The 20,569-nt window shown below is 64.9% G+C and carries 18 protein-coding genes; 4 read left to right on the top strand and 14 right to left on the bottom strand.

Features of this window, described 5'->3' with window-relative positions:
- Nucleotides 1-70 precede the first annotated feature (70 nt).
- Nucleotides 71-865 carry a YggS family pyridoxal phosphate-dependent enzyme gene (locus AC1DB0_RS24795; RefSeq protein ID WP_054427557.1) on the bottom strand — a complete coding sequence of 265 codons (795 nt, stop codon included), beginning with the start codon at nucleotides 863-865 and terminating at the stop codon, nucleotides 71-73.
- Nucleotides 866-1,296: 431 nt separating this feature from the next.
- Here AC1DB0_RS24795 and AC1DB0_RS24790 point away from each other — a divergent pair, with 431 nt between their 5' ends.
- On the top strand, nucleotides 1,297-2,880 hold the full coding sequence (locus AC1DB0_RS24790; protein WP_476758158.1) for an argininosuccinate lyase: 1,584 nt from the start codon (nucleotides 1,297-1,299) through the stop codon (nucleotides 2,878-2,880).
- 35 nt (nucleotides 2,881-2,915) lie between these two features.
- Here the strand turns inward: AC1DB0_RS24790 and AC1DB0_RS24785 are convergent, their stop codons facing one another.
- On the bottom strand, nucleotides 2,916-3,818 hold the full coding sequence (locus AC1DB0_RS24785) for a LysR family transcriptional regulator (protein ID WP_476758157.1): 903 nt from the start codon (nucleotides 3,816-3,818) through the stop codon (nucleotides 2,916-2,918).
- 157 nt (nucleotides 3,819-3,975) lie between these two features.
- Here AC1DB0_RS24785 and AC1DB0_RS24780 point away from each other — a divergent pair, with 157 nt between their 5' ends.
- Nucleotides 3,976-5,379, top strand: a complete 1,404-nt coding sequence (locus AC1DB0_RS24780) for an MFS transporter (RefSeq protein WP_476758156.1) — start codon at nucleotides 3,976-3,978, stop codon at nucleotides 5,377-5,379.
- On the opposite strand, the gene AC1DB0_RS24775 is transcribed toward AC1DB0_RS24780, so the two are convergent.
- The 10 genes from AC1DB0_RS24775 to AC1DB0_RS24730 all read right to left on the bottom strand — a co-directional run bounded on the left by AC1DB0_RS24775 (nucleotide 5,376) and on the right by AC1DB0_RS24730 (nucleotide 16,787).
- On the bottom strand, nucleotides 5,376-6,785 hold the full coding sequence (locus AC1DB0_RS24775; RefSeq protein ID WP_476758187.1) for an NAD(P)/FAD-dependent oxidoreductase: 1,410 nt from the start codon (nucleotides 6,783-6,785) through the stop codon (nucleotides 5,376-5,378). The genes AC1DB0_RS24780 and AC1DB0_RS24775 overlap by 4 nt on opposite strands.
- A gap of 172 nt (nucleotides 6,786-6,957) precedes the next feature.
- Nucleotides 6,958-7,329, bottom strand: coding sequence for a DUF805 domain-containing protein (locus AC1DB0_RS24770; RefSeq protein WP_175170994.1), 372 nt, complete (start codon nucleotides 7,327-7,329; stop codon nucleotides 6,958-6,960).
- A gap of 94 nt (nucleotides 7,330-7,423) precedes the next feature.
- The gene (locus AC1DB0_RS24765) at nucleotides 7,424-8,194 is read right to left on the bottom strand and encodes a cache domain-containing protein (protein ID WP_054427563.1); all 771 of its coding nucleotides are present in this window, start codon (nucleotides 8,192-8,194) and stop codon (nucleotides 7,424-7,426) included.
- 113 nt (nucleotides 8,195-8,307) lie between these two features.
- On the bottom strand, nucleotides 8,308-9,081 hold the full coding sequence (locus AC1DB0_RS24760; RefSeq protein WP_175170993.1) for a FadR/GntR family transcriptional regulator: 774 nt from the start codon (nucleotides 9,079-9,081) through the stop codon (nucleotides 8,308-8,310).
- Between the two features lie 51 nt (nucleotides 9,082-9,132).
- A complete protein-coding gene (locus tag AC1DB0_RS24755; RefSeq protein ID WP_054427565.1) occupies nucleotides 9,133-9,918 on the bottom strand; it encodes a nuclear transport factor 2 family protein in 786 nt (261 codons plus the stop codon).
- A 9-nt stretch (nucleotides 9,919-9,927) separates the two neighbouring features.
- Entirely contained in the window at nucleotides 9,928-11,358 is a 1,431-nt protein-coding gene (locus tag AC1DB0_RS24750; RefSeq protein ID WP_054427566.1) for a gamma-aminobutyraldehyde dehydrogenase, read from the bottom strand.
- Nucleotides 11,359-11,614: 256 nt separating this feature from the next.
- Nucleotides 11,615-12,580, bottom strand: a complete 966-nt coding sequence (locus AC1DB0_RS24745; protein ID WP_175170990.1) for a Bug family tripartite tricarboxylate transporter substrate binding protein — start codon at nucleotides 12,578-12,580, stop codon at nucleotides 11,615-11,617.
- Nucleotides 12,581-12,621: 41 nt separating this feature from the next.
- Nucleotides 12,622-13,878 (bottom strand): CaiB/BaiF CoA transferase family protein, encoded by a 1,257-nt coding sequence (locus tag AC1DB0_RS24740; protein WP_476758155.1) that lies wholly within the window; start codon nucleotides 13,876-13,878, stop codon nucleotides 12,622-12,624.
- A 156-nt stretch (nucleotides 13,879-14,034) separates the two neighbouring features.
- Nucleotides 14,035-15,180: an FAS1-like dehydratase domain-containing protein gene (locus AC1DB0_RS24735; RefSeq protein WP_054427569.1), complete on the bottom strand. Its 1,146-nt coding sequence runs from the start codon at nucleotides 15,178-15,180 to the stop codon at nucleotides 14,035-14,037.
- 20 nt (nucleotides 15,181-15,200) lie between these two features.
- Complete coding sequence (locus tag AC1DB0_RS24730; RefSeq protein WP_342066768.1) at nucleotides 15,201-16,787, bottom strand: acetate--CoA ligase; 1,587 nt, start codon at nucleotides 16,785-16,787, stop codon at nucleotides 15,201-15,203.
- 169 nt (nucleotides 16,788-16,956) lie between these two features.
- On the opposite strand from AC1DB0_RS24730, the gene AC1DB0_RS24725 reads away from it, so the two are divergent.
- Entirely contained in the window at nucleotides 16,957-17,757 is an 801-nt protein-coding gene (locus tag AC1DB0_RS24725) for an IclR family transcriptional regulator (protein ID WP_342066767.1), read from the top strand.
- A gap of 4 nt (nucleotides 17,758-17,761) precedes the next feature.
- Entirely contained in the window at nucleotides 17,762-18,196 is a 435-nt protein-coding gene (locus tag AC1DB0_RS24720; RefSeq protein WP_054427572.1) for a PaaI family thioesterase, read from the top strand.
- On the opposite strand, the gene AC1DB0_RS24715 is transcribed toward AC1DB0_RS24720, so the two are convergent.
- Together AC1DB0_RS24715 and AC1DB0_RS24710 are read right to left on the bottom strand one after the other, a co-directional pair.
- Nucleotides 18,185-18,307, bottom strand: coding sequence for a putative transporter small subunit (locus AC1DB0_RS24715; protein WP_217483381.1), 123 nt, complete (start codon nucleotides 18,305-18,307; stop codon nucleotides 18,185-18,187). The genes AC1DB0_RS24720 and AC1DB0_RS24715 overlap by 12 nt on opposite strands.
- Nucleotides 18,308-18,338: 31 nt before the next feature.
- The gene (locus AC1DB0_RS24710) at nucleotides 18,339-20,027 is read right to left on the bottom strand and encodes a sodium:solute symporter family protein (protein WP_476758154.1); all 1,689 of its coding nucleotides are present in this window, start codon (nucleotides 20,025-20,027) and stop codon (nucleotides 18,339-18,341) included.
- Nucleotides 20,028-20,569: the final 542 nt, after the last annotated feature.

The following is a 20,569-nucleotide window of genomic DNA, read 5'->3' as shown; positions in this document are numbered from 1 at the left end:
ACTTTATGAATATCAATCAGACCACTTTTGCGGCCAGTTCTTGCCCCCCTAGTGGCGCATTGCTTTCCCTTCAGTTTTCCGGCTTGCCCGTCGCAGGCCAGTAGTGGCTGTCGGGCAGCGCGCGCGATCCGTAAATCGCCTGGCCTACGCGCACGACTGTTGCGCCTTCTTCAATGGCCAGTTCGAAGTCACCCGACATGCCCATCGACAACTCGGCCAGGTCGATGCCTGCCGGCGCGGTCTGGCGTAGTGTGTCGCGCAGCTCGCGCAGGCGCACGAAGCATGGCCGCACGCGCGCGGCATCGCTTGCGAAGAGCGCCAGCGTCATCAACCCCTTCACGCGCAGCGATTGAAATGCGGGCAAGGCCTGCACGAAGGCGGCGGCGTCTTCCGGCGCCAGCCCGTACTTGCTGGCTTCGCCCGACGTATTGATCTGCACGAACACATCCAGCGCACGCCCTTCGGCCTGCAACCGGCGGTCGAGCTCTTCAGCCACGCGCAGGCTGTCCAGCGCCTGGAATTCCGACGCGAAGCGCGCAACCAGTTTGGCCTTGTTGGTTTGCAGATGGCCGATGACGGACCAACGCAGGTCGGGCAGGTCGCTCAAGGCTTCCCATTTGGAATACGCTTCCTGCACCTTGTTTTCGCCCAGATAGCGGATGCCTGCTTCGTACGACAGCCGCACGCGCGCCGCGTCCACGGTCTTGCTGACGGGCAATAGCCGCACGCTGCCGGCATCGCGGCCGGCGCGTTCGCAGGCTTGGGCGATGCGGTGTTGCACGGCGGCAAGGTTCGCAGTGAAGTCTTCGACCGTTTGGGCGGGCGGGTAATCCGCGTGAGCCAAGGCGTTGGTCGGTTGGGTCAAGATGAGTCTCCCGGTGCTGCTGAATGAATCCCGCCCGCGCGCGGGCGCGCGCAGTGCGTGCTGGAATTCTAGAAGCAAAGCGGCCTGACGGACCCGGCCACTTTTTGGCATCCCGCCATACCGCTATGAGATGCACGACGAACTGGGGCGCGTCAGGAATCGGGGCGCCTGGCTAACTCTCGTTCCCGCTCAGCGTCAGCGGCGTCGCCCCGCAATTTTTTTGCGCTGCGTCATCGCGTCAGGAACTATTCAGCCTGGAGGGCTCTTGTTACGCATTCGCGGGATATCCGTGTAATACCCGGTTTTCGGGCCGGGGGCTTTTCCATAAACTAGCCAACCGCCCTGGAGTCGGCTTCCCTATCGATCCCCCTATCGGCTTCGATGTCGACCGCCACAAGCATCCCAAAAACGATTCCCATAACGAGAACGCCATGAGACAGTTTCTTCCCACCCTGGGCGCCGCCCTGGTCTTGTCGCTGAGCACGCATGCCGCGCTGGCCCAAGCGGCGCCCGCGACGGCACCCGCCAACGCGCCCGCCGCTGCCGCGCCTGCCGCCACCGCCGTGCCGCGCGACCCCTTCTTCTGGCTGGGAGAAATCAACAAGGCCACCGCCGTCATCAACACTGATGAAGGGCTGCTGGACAAGTCCATGGCGCCGCGCCTGGCCGCAGGCGTGGCCAAGGTCATCAACGACGGCAACCAGCCCGGCGCCAAGCGCCCGGCCAGCGTCATCACCTTTGAACCCTTGCTGATCAAGGCGGCCGGCGAAGACGTGACCCTGCTGCATGCGGGCCGCTCCAGCCAGGACATGCACGCCACCTACCGCAGCGCCATCTTGCGCGACAAGCTGCTGGAACTGGCCGACCAGTTGAACAAGACGTCCACTACGCTGGTGGAACTGGCCGCCAAGCACGCCGGCACCGTCGTGCCGAACTACACCAATGGCGTGGCCGCGCAGCCCAACAGCTACGGACACTATCTGCTGGGCCAGGCGGCAGGCTTGGCGCGTGACGCGCAGCGTATCCGCGAAGCCTATGTGCGCATCGACCGTTCGCCCATGGGCACCACCGTGTTGAACGGCACCAGCTGGCCGCTGGACCGCAAGCGTATGGCGCAATACCTGGGCTTTGAAGCCTTGGTGGATAACGCCTACGATGCCTCGCAGATTTCGTCGATGGACCAGCCGGTGGAAGTGGCGTCGATCGTCACCAGCATCGCGCTGCGTACCGGCAACTTTGTTGAAGACGTCATGACCCAGTACGCACAGTCGCGCCCGTGGATTCTGCTGGAAGAGGGCGGCGGCAATACTTATGTGTCCAGCGCCATGCCGCAAAAGCGCAACCCCGGTCTGCTGAATGACACCCGCAGCGACGCGTCCACCGCGATCACCTTGGCGATGGGCCCCATCATTCAGACGCACAACATCACGCCGGGCATGAGCGACCCCAAAGACGTGAAGCAGAATTCCGCCATGGTCGACAGCGGTATCTCGGCGCTCAAGCGCTGGGACCGCGTGCTCAAGGCCATGGTCATCAGCCCGGACCGCGCGCTGGAAGAACTGAACAGCGACTGGACCGCATCGCAGGAACTGGCCGACGTGCTGATGCGCAAGTACAAGCTGCCGTTCCGCGATGGCCATCACTTCGCCTCCGAAGTGGTCACCTACGCCAAGACCAACAACATCAAGCCCTTGGACTTCCCGTATGAACAGGCCCGCCGCATCTACGCCGATGCGATGAAGGATTCCAAGTACGGCAATGAACTGCCAATGAGCGAAGCCGAGTTCCGTTCCACGCTGGACCCGGTCGCCATCGTGAAGAACCGCGCCACCAGCGGCGGCCCGCAGCCGGCCGAGATGGATCGCATGCTGAAAGAAGCGCGCGAGCAACTGGCCTCGCAAGGCAAGTGGATCAAAGACCGCCGCGATCACATCAACCAGTCGCTCGCCGAACTGGATAAGAAGTTTGATGCGCTGGCGGGCAGCGCGGCCACCGCGGCCAGTGCAGCCAAGTAAGCAGGAAAATAAGCGGCCAAATAACCCGCGTCGCGTCAGCGCGCGGGCAACTGCTGGACCGCTTCCAGCACGCACCCGCGCAGCCAGCGATGCGCGGCGTCCCCGTCCATGCGGGGATGCCACAGCATCGACACCGTGAACGCGGGCATCGGGAAGGGCAGCGGGAAGCTGTGCATCCCGGTGCGCAGATTGCCCGTGTGCCGCTCGGGCACCGTGGCGATCAGGTCCGAGTGCCGGGCCAGCGCCAGCGCGGCGGAAAATCCGCCGACGGTGGTGGCGATATGACGCTTGCGTCCCGTGGCGGCCAAGGCGTCGTCGACCGGGCCGGTCTCACGATTGCGCCGTGACATCAGAATGTGGTGTGCGTTGGCGTAGCGGGCAAGCGTTACCTTGCCGCCGCTTAGCGGATGGCCGGCGCGCACGACGCCGATGAATCTATCGTGGAAGAGTGCGCGGGTGCGCAGTTCGGGGCTGGCGGCGTCACTGACCACGCCCGTATCCAAATCGACTTCGCCCTCGCGCAGCGGCGCGCTGTCTTTGTCCGCCTTCTGCATGAAGCGCAGCCGCACGCCCGGGGCTTCCCGGCCGATGCGGTTGAGCAGAATCGGCCCGACATTTTCCACAAACCCGTCGCTGGTTCGCAACGTGAAGGTGCGCTCCAGACGCATCAGATCCAGCTGTTCGGCAGGGCGCAACACCGCTTCAACGTCTTGCACCAGCGTATGCACCCGGCCGCGCAGCTCAAGCGCCCGAGGGGTAGGAACGAGGCCACGTCCGGCGCGCACCAGCAGCGGGTCGCCCGTGGTTTCCCGTAAGCGAGCCAGTGCGCGGCTCATGGCTGATGGGCTCAAGCGCAGCCGGCGCGCCGCGCGCGCGACGCTGCCTTCGTCCAGCAGCACGTCCAGGGTGATCAGCAGATTAAGGTCGGGGGAAGCCATGCCGCAAACGTAGCATGGCGGCGCGCAGATGTGCGCGTCATGACATGGCGTTCCGTGCAGGTATTCAATGCAAATGCTGCGTCTTCCGCCTGATGACGCACAAGTCTAGGATGGTTTCAGCGCGCCATGTTGGCAAGCCATTCTTCTAGGCCTGATCGTGCAATCTTCTCATCCCGCTATGCCTGCTTCCCGGCCATTGTTGGCCAGCCTGTCCTTGGCGATGCTGTTGCCCGCGCTTGGTACCAGCATCGCGAACGTGGCGTTGCCGACGCTCGCGCAAACCTTTGATGCGGGCTTCGCCTCGGTGCAATGGGTGGTGCTGGCGTATCTGCTGGCCATCACCACGGTGATCGTCAGCGCAGGGCGCTTGGGCGATGTGATGGGCCGCCGGCGGCTGATGCTGCTGGGCATCGGCCTATTCACGGCGGGGTCGCTGTTGTGCGGCGTGTCGCCGTGGCTGGGCGGGTTGATCGCCGCGCGTGCCGTGCAAGGGGTGGGGGCCGCCATCATGATGGCGCTGACGATGGCGTTCGCCAGCGTGGCCGTACCCAAGGAGAAGACGGGCAGCGTGATGGGGCTGCTGGGCACAATGTCGGCCATCGGCACCGCGCTCGGTCCGACGCTGGGCGGCGCGCTCATCAGCGGATTCGGCTGGCCGTCGATTTTCCTGATCAATCTGCCCTTGGGCGTCGCGCTGTTTGGCTTGGCGTGGCGGCATTTGCCTCGGGACACTGCGCATGCCGCTCAACCTGGGGCGCGCTTTGACGCCACGGGTTCGGTGCTGCTGGCGGTGGGTGTTGCCGCCTATGCGTTGGCGATGACGGCAGGCGGCGGCTTCGGCGTAACCACCCTGGCGCTACTGGCGGTCGCGGCAATCGCCGCCGCAATGTTCGTGGGGGTGCAGGCAAGGTCGGCATCGCCGTTGATCCGGCTGGCGCTGTTTCGCGAACCGATCTTGAGCGCCGGTGTGGCGACGAACGCACTTGTTTCAACCGTGATGATGACGACGTTGGTGGTTGGCCCGTTCTATCTGGCGGGCGCGTTGGGCCTGGACGCGGCGAGAGTGGGGCTGGTGATGTCTTGCGGACCCGCCGTGGCCGCGTTGGCCGGTGTGCCGGCGGGCCGCAGTGTGGACCGTTACGGCGCGCAACGCGTGATGCTGGCCGGGCTCGTCGCGATGACGATAGGCGCAACGTTGTTGCCGCTGGCGCCGTTGACGTTTGGCCCGGCGGGCTACGTGGCGCCGCTGGTGGTCATCACCAGCGGCTATGCGCTGTTTCAGGCGGCCAACAGCAGCGCCATCATGGCGAGCGCCGGGGCGGATCAGCGCGGTGCGGTATCGGGCCTGTTGAACCTGTCGCGCAATCTGGGGTTTATTACTGGCGCATCGTTGATGGGCGCGGTATTCGCGTGGGCGTCCGGCGCGGGCGACGTGCGGATGGCGCCGCCCGCCGCGTTGGCGGCAGGCATGCGTGGCACCTATGCGTTGGCGGCGGCGTTGCTGGTGCTGGCCGTGGCCATTGCCGCCATGGGCCAGCGCCGGGCGCGCGTGCCGGCTTAGAACGACACCATGTCGGCGGGGTTGATCAAGCCCCTGACGCCCAGCGCGCCCTTGATCAGCGGAATCGCAACGGGCGACAGATGACGGCCCAGTGGAATGCCGGCGTGATCAAAGCGCGTCAGCATGGCGTAGTCATTGTTGCGGCCGGTCAGGTCGTCGCTGATGGCGCGGCCAATGCGCACCGTCTGCGCCACGCCGTGCCCGCTCCAGCCGTGCACCATGTATACCGGCACGTCGCCCGCGCTTTTGCGGCTGTCGGTTGCGCCGTTCAAGGTCAGGTCGCTGATGCCGCTCCAGGAATATTCCAGCTCGGGATTTTCCAGTTGCGGGAACACGGCCTTGATGCGGTCGAGCAGGTAGTTGTTGACGTCACGCGGTGACCACGAGTTGCCCGTGCCTTGCCCGCCAAACAGCAGGCGGTTGTCGCGCACGGGGCGGTAGTAATCGATTTGCAGTTGCGTGTCGTAGACCGGCAGGCCGGATGGGATCAGCGCGTCCAGCGTATTGCCCAGCGGCGGCGTGACGGCCACATAGGTGAAGAATGGCACGGTGGTGGCGCTGCCCGGCATGAACTGGAACGTGGCGCTGTGCACGGCCAAGACCACGGCCTTGGTGGCCTTGAGCGCGCCCTGCGCCGTCTTCACCAGCGTGCTGCCCGGTGATTCTTCGATGGCTTGCGCGGCCGTGCCGTCATACACCCGGCCGCCCAGTTTGACGAAGGCGTGAATCAGGCCGCGCAGCAAGGCCAGCGGCTGCACCTGGCCGCCGCCGCTGTCGATGGCGGCGCCGAAGTAGATGTCGGACTTCACGTGCTGCTCGTTCAATTGATGGCGGCCAATGATCTTGACGCTGTCATCGCCCAGGCGGCGGCGCGCATCGGCGTTGTCGACCAGCGCGCCCATGTGGCCGGCGAGCACCGCGGCCGTGATGTGGCCGTATTGGCGGTCGCAATCGAAGCCGTGGCGGTGGCGCAAACCGTCCACGGTTTCCATGGCTTCGACCGAGGCAAAGCGCCACAGCCGCTGGGCTTCATCGGGCGACAGGTTTTCCAGCATGGTGCCGGCTTCCCAACGCGCCAGCCCCGGCGTCATCTGGCCACCGTTGCGGCCGGACGCGCCCGAGCCGATGTGGTCTTTTTCGATCAGCACGACATCCACACCCGCTTCGGCCAGGTGCAACGCCGTGGATGCGCCAAGCAGGCCGCCACCGATGACGACAACTTCGCAATGCAGGTCGCCCGGCAAGCCACCGAAGGCGGGCCAGTCCGACAACGATGCTTCGTAGTAGTTGGCGGGCATGGGATCGGACGCGCTGGCGTCGCTGCGCCAGTTCCAGATGCGGGGGTCGATGCCCAACCGTGTGGGCACCTTGCGTGCGTCTTGCAGCAGTTCTGAAGGCGGCAGCATCGAGGCCGAGGGCGAAACGCCCGCGGGCGCCAAGGTCAGTGCGGCGGAATGCTTGGGCCATAGGCCGAGCGCACCCACGGCGCTCGCCGCGGTGGTCGCAACCGCGGTTTTTAGGATGAAATCGCGTCGGTTCAGTGTCATGTCTAGGGTCCTGGATTCAAGGGCTTTCGGCTTACGCCATCACCGGCGCGGGGGCAGGGCCGTAGCGGTTTCGTCCGCGCGCGCTGGCGGGCAGCATGAATGCCTGCAAGAGCAGCGTGCCGGCGACAGGCACGGCGTGCAGCAAGCCCCACCAGCCGCTGCGGCCGGTGTCGTGCAAGCGGCGGATCGTGACGGCCAGCGCGGGCAGCAAGGTCAGCAGCAGAAAGCCCGCGGTGTACCAGCCGAACAGAATCTCGGGGTTGGCGACGGCGGCCGCGCGTTCGGCGGCGGAAATCGCCAGCACGGCCAGGATTTGAATCAGCACGAAGATCCAGTACTCCTTGCGCGAGGCGCGGCCGTTGAAGACGGCGTAGTGTTTCAGGGCTTGCAGATACCACTTCATGGGGTTCTCCAGTTTGCAAAAGATGTGCGCCGGCCGCGCCAGCAAGGGCGCGGAGCGTACGAAGTCAATGGGAGTGGGGCGTGGCCCCGGCGCGTCAGCCGGGGTGGCGCAGCGGATGTGCGCTGGCGGGGTGGCCGCGCGGCGTGCGGGACGGCGGCGTTGGCAGTACGGCCAGGCGCAGCGCGTTGGGAGCGCCAATCAGGCGGTCGCCGTCTTTGGCTTGCCACAGGGTGCCGGGGCGGACACCGCGCGCGGTCGAGGTCACGACGCGTGAGTCTGCGTTCAGTACGAGCGCCGGCGTGCCGATGTTGCGCAAGGCGGGCAGCAGCATGCGGTCCAGGGTGGAGACCAGTACGTCTACGGCCGCCACACCGGCGAACGCATCGCCGACCAGCACCGGATGCGCAGCGGTGATGGTGTAGGCGCCGTTGCAGATGTAGTCCACATACGGGCCTTCAATGATGGGGCGGTGGCGGCGGGCGGGCTCATCGAACCAGGCGAAGGCACGGAAGTCCAGGCGGCGGCGCGTTTCCTGATTGCGTTCCAGCTGCGCTTGCTGCAAGGATCGCCCCTCTTGGTGCCACCACTCCAGCGTCCAATAGCCGTCTTCGGGGCCTTCGGGCGCGGCATAGCTGGCAAAGCCCGCGCCGTTGCACCAGGGGTTCAGGCGCAGCGCCACCTGGATGTGGGTCTGCAACGCGCGCCGCTGTTCGGCCGACAGCCGCAGGCCGCTGTCCGGGGCCGGCGTTTGGCCCGAAAAAATCTGGGCCGTGGCGTCCGCCAGTGCGCTTGCGGTGTTCTGCGCATCGTTCAAGACGCATTCCAGAATGCCGTTGGCGCGATCGATGTTTGCGTCTTCGTTCATCTGCCGTCTCCTCTTTGCCTGGGGGGGCTGCCGTTTTCAGCAGCCTGTTTCAGCAGCCTACCCAGCGGCTTTTTCCAGCCGTCTTGTTCAGCGGGCGTTGTCAGTCACTGTTGTCAGCGGGTTGGTGGCGGGCTTGCTGTCGGCTGGGGGGTGGGTTGACCCCCCAGCGCATCCAGCCGCAGTTTGTGTTCCAGCAGGCAATCCGTCATTGCGCCGATCATGTCTTGCGCCCGTTCACCGCTGGCGGCTTCATCGCCTTGGGTCAACGCCTCTTGCAAGCGCCGGTACGCCGCCACGGCGTCGGCATGCAGCGAGTCGTCTTGATACAGCGATGCCGCAAGCGGCGCCCATTCCGCCTGCACTTCCAGTTCCTGGTTCGCCAGCCGGGCCGACTGCGCATGGCTGGCCAGCATCAGCAGGCAGCGCATGTCGGCCTGCGCGCGCGCTTGCGGGTCAGCCGCTGCTTCGAACAGGTCGATCTGCTGCGCCAGCCGCTGGTGCTCATCCGGTGTGGACCGCTGCGAGGCAAGCCTTGCGCTGTGGCTGATCAGGGCGCAATGCAATTCGCCCAGATCAGCCAGATCGCCCGAAGTGGCCAGGCGCAGCGGATGGCGGTCACGCAGCATGTCCGCCGGCACGGGGCAGACAAAGCTGCCGCCGTTGCGCCCGCGCCGGGTGTCGATCAGTTGCCGCGCACGCAGCGTGTTCAAGGCTTCGCGCACGGTCACGGGCGACACCCCCATCAGGCGCGACAGCTCGTTCTCGTTGGGCAGTTGCTCGTCGGCATGAAGCAGCCCCGCAACGATGGCGTTGCTGAGCCGTTCAACAACCTGATCCGAGCGCGTGCCTTGGCCGATGGGGGCATAGACGATGGCGTGGGCGGTCATGGGCGGACTCCGGGGCGGAAAAGAGAAACGTGCATCATGCCATGGGTGCCGTCAGAAGATGCCGTGAGCGTGCGCCGCCTGCCGGTCGTCCGGCACCGGCATGATGGCGTCCCAGAGTTCAGCGACCTTGCCGTCTTGGACGCGCCACAGTTCGAAGTACGCGTGGCGCGTGCCGGCGATGCTGCCTTCCGAATGCGTCAGCACGAAATCGCCTTCGGCCACGCTGCGGTGGGTGCGGCTGTACTTCAGTTCCTGGCCGTCTTTGCGCAGTTGGTTCAGAAAGTCGATGACGGCCGTTGTGCCATCGGCGATATCCGGGCTGTGTTGATGGAAGCCTTCGCCGTTGCCGTAGTCGCTGAATGCGGTGTAGTCGCCTTCAATCAGCGCGCGCTTGAAGAAGGCCGTGACCAGGGCGCGGTTGGCGTCGGTGTCTTGGCCCGCACGGGGTTCCGTCGGGCCGTCCAGCTGCGTGCGGCCGCTGGCGTTGGGTGCGGCTTCGGGCACCAGCCCGTCCCAGTGTTCGACGATCAAGCCGTCGGCCACGCGGTAGATGTCGAAGCCCACCAGGGGCTCGGCATCCAGACCGGTGTAGCGGCCGTGCAAGGCGACGAGATCGCCATCCACCAGGACGCGATGCGCGTCGTACTGAATGGCGGGGTGGTCGTGCAGCAGCTTGAACAAGCCGTCGATGCCGTCCTTGACCAGCGCGGAGTGTTCGATGAAGGCCGGCGAGAACAGGCGTTCCAGCGCACCCGTGTTGTGCAGGTTGAAAAGTTCATGGTGCGCGCGAGTGACGAGCTCGCGCGTGCGATCGGCTTGCGTGTGGATGGATGTCATGGCCAGTCCTTAGTCGTGAGCGCTCATCACGTGCTTCACGCGCGTGTATTCCTCGAAGCCATAGGCGGACAAGTCCTTGCCGTAGCCGCTGCGTTTGAACCCGCCATGCGGCGCTTCCGCGACCAGCGGGATGTGGGTGTTGATCCATACGGTGCCGAAGTCGAGCTCGCGCGACAGGCGTTGGGCGCGGCCGTGGTCGCGCGTCCAGACGCTGGAGGCCAGGCCGTATTCCACGTCGTTGGCTTTGCTGATGGCGTCTTGTTCGTCTTTGAACTTCTGCACGGTGATGACCGGGCCGAAGACTTCAGTCTGGATGGCTTCGTCTTGTTGTTGCAGGCCGGTGATGACGGTGGGTTCGAAGTAGTAGCCGGGGCGCGCAGCTTGGCGGCCCCCGGTTTCGACGCGGGCATGGGCGGGCAGGCGCTGGATGAAGCCTTGCACGCGTTCCAGTTGGGCGGCGTTGTTCAGCGGGCCGTAGAGCGCGTCTTGGTCGTCCGGCTCGCCAAAGCGGGTGTCGCGCGCGGCGGCGACGAGTTTCGAGACGAAGGCGTCATGCACGGATTCGGCCACGATCACGCGGGTGGCGGCGGTGCAATCTTGGCCGGCGTTGAAGTAGCCGGTCATGGCGATGTGCTGCGCGGCGCGGTCCAGGTCGGCGTCTTCGAAGATGACGACGGGCGCCTTGCCGCCCAGCTCAAGGTGGGCGCGGGTCAGGTTGGCGGCGGCGGAGGCGGCCACTTGCAGCCCGGCGCGCACCGAGCCGGTGATGGACACCAGCGCGGGCGTCTTGTGCGACACCACCTTGGCGCCGGTGGCGGCGTTGCCCAGCACCACGTTAAAGGCGCCGGCGGGGAAGAAGGGCGCGGCAATCTCGGCCAGCAGCAGCGTGCTTTCGGGGGTGCTGTCGCTGGGCTTGAGCACGACGGTGTTGCCCGCCGCAAGCGCCGGCGCGATCTTCCACACGGCCATCATCAACGGGTAGTTCCACGGCGTGACTTGCCCGACCACGCCCAAGGGTTCGCGGCGGATGCTGGAGGTCAGGCCTTCCATGTATTCGCCCGTGGCCTTGCCTTCCAGGAAGCGGGCGGCGCCGGCGAAGAAGCGGATCTGATCGACGCACACGGCGACTTCTTCAGAGGCGATCAGGTGTTTGAGCTGGCCGGTGTTGCGGCTTTGGGCGTCGACCAGGCGGCTGCTGTTTTCGGCGACCGCGTCGGCCAGTTTCAGCAGCGCCTGCTGGCGCGCGGAGGGCGTGCTGCGGCCCCAGGTCTTGAACGCGTTGCGGGCGGCGGCGTAGGCGGCGTCAACGTCGGCATCGTTGGCGTTGGGAGAGCGGGCGATCGGCTTGCCGGTGACGGGGCTGATCAAATCAAAATACTCGGAGCCCGAGGACTCCGCGTATTGGCCGTTGATGAAATGCTTGAGGGTGGGCATTGCCATGGTCTTCTCCCGGAATTAGGGATGGGTGGGGTGGTGTCTCCAATAAATATATTCTCTGATGTTATAGGTATTAATTCTGCTGGGGTTAACCCGGTAACCCGGTAACTCGGTCACGCGGTAGGCAGTAGCGAGTAGCGAGGAGCCAGTAGCCAGTAGCCAGGAGCCAGTAGCCAGGAGCCGGTAGCCCGGCGCCGCCCCATGAAAAAGCCCAGGCGCAAGGCCTGGGCTCGTTCTATGCCGGGTCAAGCGAAAGACGCTATTCCGCTTTCAGCCCCGCCTGAACAATCAGCGGCTGCCACTTCAGACGTTCGCTGCGGGCAAAGGCGGCCAGTTCGCCCGGCGTGCCGCCGCCCGGTTCATGGCCTAACTCCAACAGACGTTGCTGCACTTCGGGGCGCGCCAGAATCTTTGTCAGTTCGGCGTTCAACTTCTGCACGACGGCGGGCGGCGTGCCTTTGGGGGCGTACAAGCCATTCCACGCAATCACCTGAAAGTCTGGCAAGCCTTGGGCCGATACGGGCTTGACCCCGGGCAGCAGCGCCGATTCCTTCAATGACGTTACCGCCAGCGCGCGCAGCTTGCCGCCCGTGATGAACGAGCGCGCGGCGCTGACGGTGTCGATGCCGATCTGCACCTGGCCGCCCATCAGGTCGGTGGTGGCGGTGGCTGAGCCCTTGTAGGGAATGCCGCGCAGGCTGGACACGCCTTGCTGCTTGAGCAGTTCAAACACCAGCCGCGCGGTGGTGCTGGGCATGCCGACGTTGACGCTGTCGGTCTTGGCCTTGGCGGCGTCGCGCAAGTCGGCAAGGCTCGTGTAGGACGACGCGGGCGTGGTCAGCAGCACCATCGGAAACGAGCTGACCAGCATGATGGGTTCGAAATCTTTTTCGGGATCGAAGTTGGTGGACGCGTACATGTACTGGTTCAGCACATGCGTGCCGTTCGTGCCCATCAACAGCGTGTAGCCATCGGGCGTGGCGCGCGCCGCTTCGGACGCGCCGATGTTGCCGCCCGCGCCGGGCCGGTTTTCGACAATGACGGCTTGCCCTAGTGCCTTGGCCAGGTACTCGCCCAGGTAGCGGCCGGCCACGTCGGTGCCTTGTCCGGCTTGATAGGGAACGATGATGCGTATGGGTTTCGAGGGGTAGCTGTCGGCCGCGGCCGCAGGCTGCGTGAACAGCAAGGACGCCGCTAGCGCGGCGATCAAGCGTAGTGTCTTCATGGTGGTCTCCTGGATTTTTTTATGGGCGGTCGGTCGTGTTGCTACGGCTTCGAAGGAGGCCTGCGTGGCAAGACGCCCAGCTCGCGCAGGGCCGCGATGTGGGTGTCGTCGAGGCCGGCCTCCCGGAGGACCTCGTCGGTGTGCTGCGCATAAGCAGGGGGCAGGCGGCGCAGGCGTGCGGGCGCATCCGACAGGCGAGTGGCCGCGCCGATGCCGTGATAGCCGTCGCGGTCGATGCGCATGCCGCGGTGGCGCGTGTGCGCGTGCTCGAACGCTTCCGGCACCGTATGGACGGGGCCGACGGGTACGCCCAACTGCATCAGGTCGTGGCAGACCGTGTCGCGCGCGCGATGGGTAAGCGCTTCGTCGATGGCGGTGCGCAGCGCATCGCGGTGTTCCAGGCGCTGGCGGTTGGTGGCAAAGCGTTCGTCTTCCAGCAAGGGCGCCAGGCCGATGTAGTCGCAGAACTTGCGGAACTGGCGGTCGTTGACGATGCCCAGGAAGATGTCGCCATCGCGGCAGGCATAGCGGTCATACGGTGCGATGTTGGGGTGCGCGCTGCCCAGGAGGCCCGGCGTGCGCTGCGTGTGCATCCAGTTGGCGGCGTGCGGCACCAGCAGGCTGAGCGCGGTGTCGTACAGCGTGGCCTCAACGCGCTGGCCGCGTCCGGTGCGTGCGCGGTGGTACAGCGCCAGCAAGATGCCTGCCTGCGCGGTGTAGCCCGTCAGGTGGTCCACGATAGGGATGCCGATGCGCGTGGGGCCGCTGGCGGCGTCGCCGTTCACGCTCATCAAGCCGCACATCGCTTGCAGGATGGCGTCGTAGCCCGGCAGGCCGCCCAGCGGGCCGTCTTCGCCGAAGCCGGAAATGGCGCAATAGATCAGTTGGGGAAAGCGGGCCTTCAAATCCGTTTCGTAGTCCAGCCCCCACTTGGCCATCGTGCCGGGAATGAAGTTCTCGACCAGCACGTCGGCATCTTCCAACAGGCGCAACAACACGTCGCGCCCTTCTGCGCGTGACAGGTCCAGGCAGATCGCGCGCTTGCCGCGGTTGACGGCGGTGAAGTAGGCGGCGTCGCCGTCGGCATTGACGGGCGGGCCCAACATGCGTGTTTCGTCGCCGCCCGGCGGCTCGACCTTGATCACGCTTGCGCCCTGGTCCGCCAGCATCTGAGTGCACAGCGGCCCCGCCAGCACGCGGGAAAGATCAATGACCCGTAAGCCTGCCAACGCGCCCGGCGCGCGGGCGTTGGGGGCGTCGGGGGCGTGTGCAGCATGCTCCGATGAACCAGACATCATTGACCTCGTTATGGTCATGTCCGACGCGCGGGCGGCAAGCGCACGCGCGCGATCATGGCAAGCAGCGGCGGCTGGTCAGCCGTCGGGAAAACAAGCCGCGCCGCGCGCGATGTGCGCCGGGCGGCCCGATTACGTCACGCTTGAATCACGCTGACATCACGCGCGGGTGGGCAATTCAACCACGCCGGAACCCAGCACGGACAATTCGTCGTCCTGATTGCGGGCTTCCTGTTCGATTTCGACCAGATGGCGGCCGTCTTCAACGTACTTGCGCGTGACGCGGCCTTTGAAGAACAGCATGTCGCCTTCGGGGTTGTGGCGGCGGATCTTGCACGTGGACTTGCGCAGGAAGCCGGCGTCGCCCATCCAGTTGGTCAGGTGATGCGTCAGCCAGGAATTGCGTTCGGGGCCGTAGTCATAGGCGCCCGGCGCGCCGACTTCCAGCGCGAATTCTTCTTCCCAGTGCACGCGTTCCGGCACGTCGGGAATGCCGAAGCGGTTGGTGATGCCTACGCCCGGGTGCGCGTCGATCAGTTGCCACGCCAATTTGTTGGCGCGGATGTACAGGCCGCCCCAGCCCTGCGCATAGGCGATGAAGCCGGTCACCGTCATCGGGCCTTTGAACATCACGGGAAGCGCTTCGCCTTCCTTCACGTCTTCCCAGTAGCGGGGCGTGGCGCCGCGCACTTCTTCCTGCGCGTAGAGCTTGTAGGCTTCCTTGATTTCTTCGGGGCTGTAGCGGCGCGGTTCGCGGGCGCGCACTTCCTTGTACTTGCTGCCTTGCTCGCGGGCGTGGTCGCGTTCGGTGCGAAAGCACCAGCTGTCGGCCTCGGCCACCTTGTCGCCATCCTGGTTGAAGAAGTCCACGTGATAGATCTGCTGGATCGCGCGGCCGGCAAAGCGGGTCTGGTGTTCGATCAGGTTCTTCAGGTGCGCCTCAGTAGAGATGGTGTCGTTGCGCTTGACGGTCTTGTGCCACGTCCAATCTGCACCCGACCACATCGCATGCACGCCCGGCAGCCCGCCGACGTAGCCCGACACGATACGGCTCGTGGAAAACAGGAAGCTGGGCAGCGCAATGATGCCGCCGTGCTGGGTCTTGGCCGCGTACTCCGGGTCAGACCACAAGGGGTTGTCGTCGCCAATGCCATGGGCGTAGTGGCGGATGTTGTCGCGCGTGGCTTCGTAGCACCACGGTTCGGCGGTGGCGCCGATCTTCACGCCGATGCGGGCGCGCAGTTCGTCCAGGCCTTGCTCGGTGATGGTCGGGAAGCTACGTTCGATCTTGGTCTTGGTCAGCATGATGTCTCCTGGGGGGATGGTCAGACGTGCGCGGCGGGCGCGGCGTTTACGGTTGATGCATCAGCGGTTGCAAGTTCTTGCTCCCGCAGTTTTCGGCGATGGATCTTTCCGGCCGGCGTCTTGGGCAGTTCAGGCACGAACACCACCTGACGCGGGTACTCGTGCTGCGCCAGCTGGCTGCGCACGGCGTTCTGAATTTCTTCCACGAAGGCGTCGTCGCCCGGGCGGGCTGACACCACGAAGGCTTTGACGACCTGGCCGCGCAGCGCGTCCGGCACGCCGATGGCGGCGGCTTCGGACACGTCGCGATGTTTGAGGATGGCGTCTTCGATCTCGACGGCGCTCATGGTCCAGCCGGCCGAGATGATGACGTCGTCGGCGCGGCCGCCATGCCAGAAATAGCCGTCTTCATCGACACGCCCAAGGTCTTTGGTGGCCACCCAATCGTCGCGCCGCCACAGCTTCAATTCGCCGGTGACGCCGGGCGGGCAAGGCGCGCCGTTGGCGTCCTGCACTTCAACGCGCAGGCCAGGCACGGGTTTGCCGAGCGAGCCGGGCTTGACCGTGAAGTCCGTCGCGCCGGGGTAGTTCACCAGGCACACACCGATTTCGGTGGTGCCGTACATGCTGCAAACGGGCCGGCCGAAGGTGGCTTCCACGAACGCGGACGTTTCGCTGTCGATGGGTTCGCCGGTGAAGGAGACCTTGTCCAGTTGATAGCGGTAGCGGCCTGCCGCGCCGGAATTGCGCATCATCCGGTAGTGCGTGGCGGCGGCCGAGATGTTGTTGAACGCGTGATCCTGCAAGGCTTGCAGCAAGCGTTCGGCGTTGAACTTGCCGGCGTAGGCGCCAATGGTCACGCCAAGCGCCAACGGGGCCAGCGTGCCATGCCACAAGCCATGGCCCCAAGCGGGCGATGACGGGCACATGAAGCGGTCACCGGGGCGCACGCCGGTGCCGTACAACGCGGCCAGCATCAGCGTGACGAGTGCGCGGTGCGTGTGCTTGACGGCGTCCGGCAATTCTCGGGTGGTGCCCGAGGTGTACTGAAAGATGGCCAGATCGTCGGCCCGCGTATTGCAGGCGTAGTGCGTGGGGTAGCTGGCCAGTTTGCCCAGGAACGTGTCGTCGGCAATGACGACGCGCATGTCGTCCCCTGCCGCCACCATGGGCGCTTTTTCAGCGTTGGTGACCAGCATGCGCGGCTTGCAGTCCTGCACACGCAGGCGGATGCCGTCGGGGCCGAACAAGGTGAACAGCGGCACGGCGATGGCGCCCATTTTCATCGCGCCAAACATCGCCACATAGAACGCCAGCGACGGTTCCAGCATCACCGCCACGCGGTCGCCGGGGCGGATGCCTTGCTCAACCAGTGCGTGCGCAAATTGCGACGACAGCTGGGCGATCTGGCGAAACGAGTAGATCTCGTCGCCGCCCGCCGCGCGCACCAGGATGATCGCGGGATCGTCCTTGCCCGCATGCCGGTCGATGCACTCGTGGGCAATGTTCATCTGCTCGCGGTTGCCGTCGAACAGCTCCCAGAGCTTGTCCGAGGAGCAGAGCGCCTGGGCGTCCGCGTAAGAAGTGGTCTGGGTCAGCGTCGTCATGTCGTCGTACCTGTGTGGGTTCGGCAATCCGTTGGGCAGACTATGCGCGCCGGCTTTTAAATTGTCAATGACGTCTATTGATTGTATATAGACAATTACGGGCATCCTAAAACGGCGACGCCGCAGGCCCGGCAAGGTATGCTTGCCGCAGTAAAAATCGGAGATGCAGATGAGCGAAGCCAGTTCCCAGGAATCCCCCGCAGCCGCAGGGCCACGCGTGCGGCCCGTGCCGGCCGTGACGCGGTCAATCGCCATCCTGCGATTGCTGGGCCGGGGCGGCGCGCCGATGACCTTGAAGGCGATCTCGCAGGAACTGGACATGGTCACCAGCACCTGCCTGCACATTCTTCGTGTGCTGGTGGAAGAGGGCCTGGTGAAAGTGGATGCCGCCACCAAGCGCTACAGCCTGGGCGTGGGCATGCTGACGCTGGCGCGCAGCGTGATCGAAAGCAGTCCCTTTCCGGCCTTGGTGCAGCCGGTGTTGGACAAGCTTTCCAGTGCCGCGAACGTCACCGCGATCGGTGTGGAAGTGGCGGGCAGCGAACACATGGTGGTGTTGGCGCTATCGCGTTCGACCGCGCCGTTCCGTTTGCATGTGGACGTGGGTAGCCGTTTCCCCGCGTTGATCAGCGCAACGGGCCGCCTGGTGGCCGCGTTTTCCGAGCTATCGGATAAAGAACTGGAACGCCGCTTCAAGGCCTTGCGCTGGGATCAGGCGCCGCCATACGCCGAGTGGAAGGCGGACGTGGACGCCGTGCGCCGTGATGGCTATAGCCTGGATCGCAACCACTACATCAACGGCGTTGTTGTGATTGCGGTGCCGGTATTGGACAAGCACGAGCGCATGACGCATTCGTTGGTGGCCGCAGGGTTGGCCGAGCAATTGGACGACGCACGCGCCCATGCGCTGGCCAAGGAATTGCAGGCCGAAGCGCAGACCTTGTCGCAACTGTTGTCCGCCCGGAGCTGATGCCATGCATGCGCCACCCACCGCCGAATCGCTGGCTGCCGATGGCTGGCATCAGAAGACCTTGCCGGGATTCGCGGGGCTGATCGGCCCCTTGTGGGTGCGCAAGGAAGCGCAAGCGTGGGCGTATGGATTGCTGGCGACAGCAGACCATTTGAATCCCGCAGGCGTGGTGCATGGCGGCCTGCTGACCGCCATGCTGGATCACGGCTTGAGCGCCATCGCCTGGCAAGCGCTGGACCGCCGCCCGTGCGTGACGGTGCAGCTGGACACGCACTTTCTGACGGCGGCGCGCGCCGGCCAATTCCTGGAAGTGCGCGGCCACGTCATGCGCACCACCGCCAGCCTGGTATTCATGCGCGGCGAATTAAGCGTGGCCGGCCATGTCGTGGCAACGGGCGCGGCGGTGTTGAAGGTGCTGGCGGCCGCGTCAGATCATTGACTTGCCGCTTTGCTTCGCCGCGCGGATATCTTTCCACAGCGTCACGCACAAGATCGCCAGAATGGCCGCGGATATCGCCGGCCAGATCAGAAAATAGGCGGTCAACCACATATCAATCTCCTTGGTGTTGATGGCTGGGGTTTCATTGCGCGGCGTCGGCGGAAAGCTTGCCTGAAGGCGCTTTCATCATGACCTCTTGCTCGTGATGAAACGACGTCACGCGGTCTGCCAGCAGCGAGAAATCAAACCGTTCGCGGTTGCGCAGGCTAAGCGCCACGCACACGATGGCGCTGGCGCCGTAAGCGGTCAGCGATGCCAGCAGCACGATGTAGTCGCGCAGGTTGCCGATGAAGACGGGCAGCATGACGATGACGCCCAACGTGCCCACCGCAATCGCAGCGGTGCGGCCGAAGAAGCCGAACGTCATCAAGCCCAACACGACGCCGCCGCCCACGGCCGCGCAGATTTCAAAGAACACGGCGATCACGCCCGTCATAGGCAGCAGTTCAAAACGCACGATCGTGAACAGCGCCACGGCGGACAGCACCGAGCACACGAATGCGCGGTTGTTGACGCGGTCCCAGTAGAAGCTGGCGATCACGGGAAAGACGATCGCGCCCCACAACGCACCTACGAACACCAGCATGACCAGGATGTCCAGGCGCAGGCTGGCGAAGATCACGCCAATCATCGTGGCGATGATCATGGTGGCGCGGCCCCACCACAGCATGCGGCGCGGGTCCGGGCGGCCGCGCGCCAGGTTCTTGGCGTAAACGTCCGTCATGACGATGGCCGACAGCGCAGCCAGGTCGGAGTCAGCCGTGGACGACAGCGAACCCACCACCAGCAGAAAGAACAGCGCGATGCCAAACGGCGGCAAGTAGGTCGACGCCATCTGCGGAATGATGTTGTTCATGTCGCCGTTGGCGGGTTCAAGCCCGACGAACAACGCCAACAGGCCCAGCATGCCCAGCCCGATCACCACCGCGCCGTACCCGATGGTGGCCGTCAGGAACGTGGGCTTGATCAAGTCTTCACGCACGGCAAATAGCCGTTGCGCAATGGTCTGGTTGCCGATGGCGTAGGCCAGCACCGCCACGAAGTAGGGCGCGCCTTGTTCCAGGATGGCTTTGGTCGAATAGAAGTCGGCCTGGTCGCTGTTCAAGCGCCACATGTTGGCTTGCAGCAAGTCTGGCCCGCCCGCATTGAAGAAGATCAGCGGGATGATGATGACGGCGGCGATGATCATCGCCGCCAGTTGCGCGAAGTCGGTCATGACCGATGTGCGAAAGCCCGACCACAGCGTGTAAGACAGCACTCCAAGCCCGGCGATCAGCACGCCCTGGATGAACGTCAGCGGGCTCAGTATCGACACCAGCGCGCCTGCGGCTGTGAAGTTCACCATCAGGCTGATGCAGCTGCCCACAATGTTCGACACCGCCATGATCATCTGGCTGGACGTGCCGTGGCGCGCATGGATCACTTCGGCCAGCGTGTGCGCCTTGGGCGCCAGCTGTCTGAAGCGTTTGCCGAAGGGGTAGATGAACAGAATCATCAACGCGCCCCAGAAGCCATAATGCAGCGGGCCGGACAAGCCGTATTTGAATCCGGACGTGGCGCTGGCGTAGAAGGACGCCGCCCAGATCCAGGTGGCGATCATGCTGGCGGCCGACAGGCCGAAACCGACCGCGTTGTTCGACACCATGAAGCCATCCACGTTCTCGTGCTTTTCGCCGATGAATAGCGACATGAGAAACGTGGCGCCGTAGAAGCCGGCCAGCAACAAAATGGCCGTGGTGGCCGATAACTGGAAGAAAACACTCTCTTGCATCGTGTAGGTCCTTGCTCGTAGACGGCCAGGCACGAAACACCATTGATCGCGGCGCAGGGGTTGCACGTTTCGCGCGCGCGATCACATGCCTGCCCGCCCGGGCAGGGGATGGCAGCCCGGGGTGGACAAGACACAAGACACACCGTGATGGTGTCTTGCTGCGGCATCGGGCCGGCGCATCCTGGAAACGAAGACGTCGTTCGAGCGCGTAGTTAGAACGCGTGATTCGACGCCATAGCTCGAAGCCCTAGATGCAGGCGCAGCTCAATGCGGTGAGCAATGGTCCTGCTGGGTAAGCAGGTTTTTGTTCCGCAGCCGCCGGTATAAGCCTGGCGGCTGGGTGGTGGTGTTTCGGCGCTGGCGCCGGGCCGCTGTGCGCGGCCGTGTGACGGTTGCCCTGGGATGACGATGCATCGTCAGGGTCCGGTGATGAGTAACAACAGGCCAAGAGTATAGGGATAGACGACGGCGGCGTCTACCCTTCAGGCCTAAAAAACCCCGTAAAAATAGGGGTTGCGAGTGTTTGCTCGCAACCGGAGACG

The organism is Achromobacter sp. 10T422, from assembly GCF_056394065.1.
The sequence above is the reverse complement of the archived record's forward strand: the minus strand, read 5'-3'. Positions and strand labels throughout refer to the sequence as shown.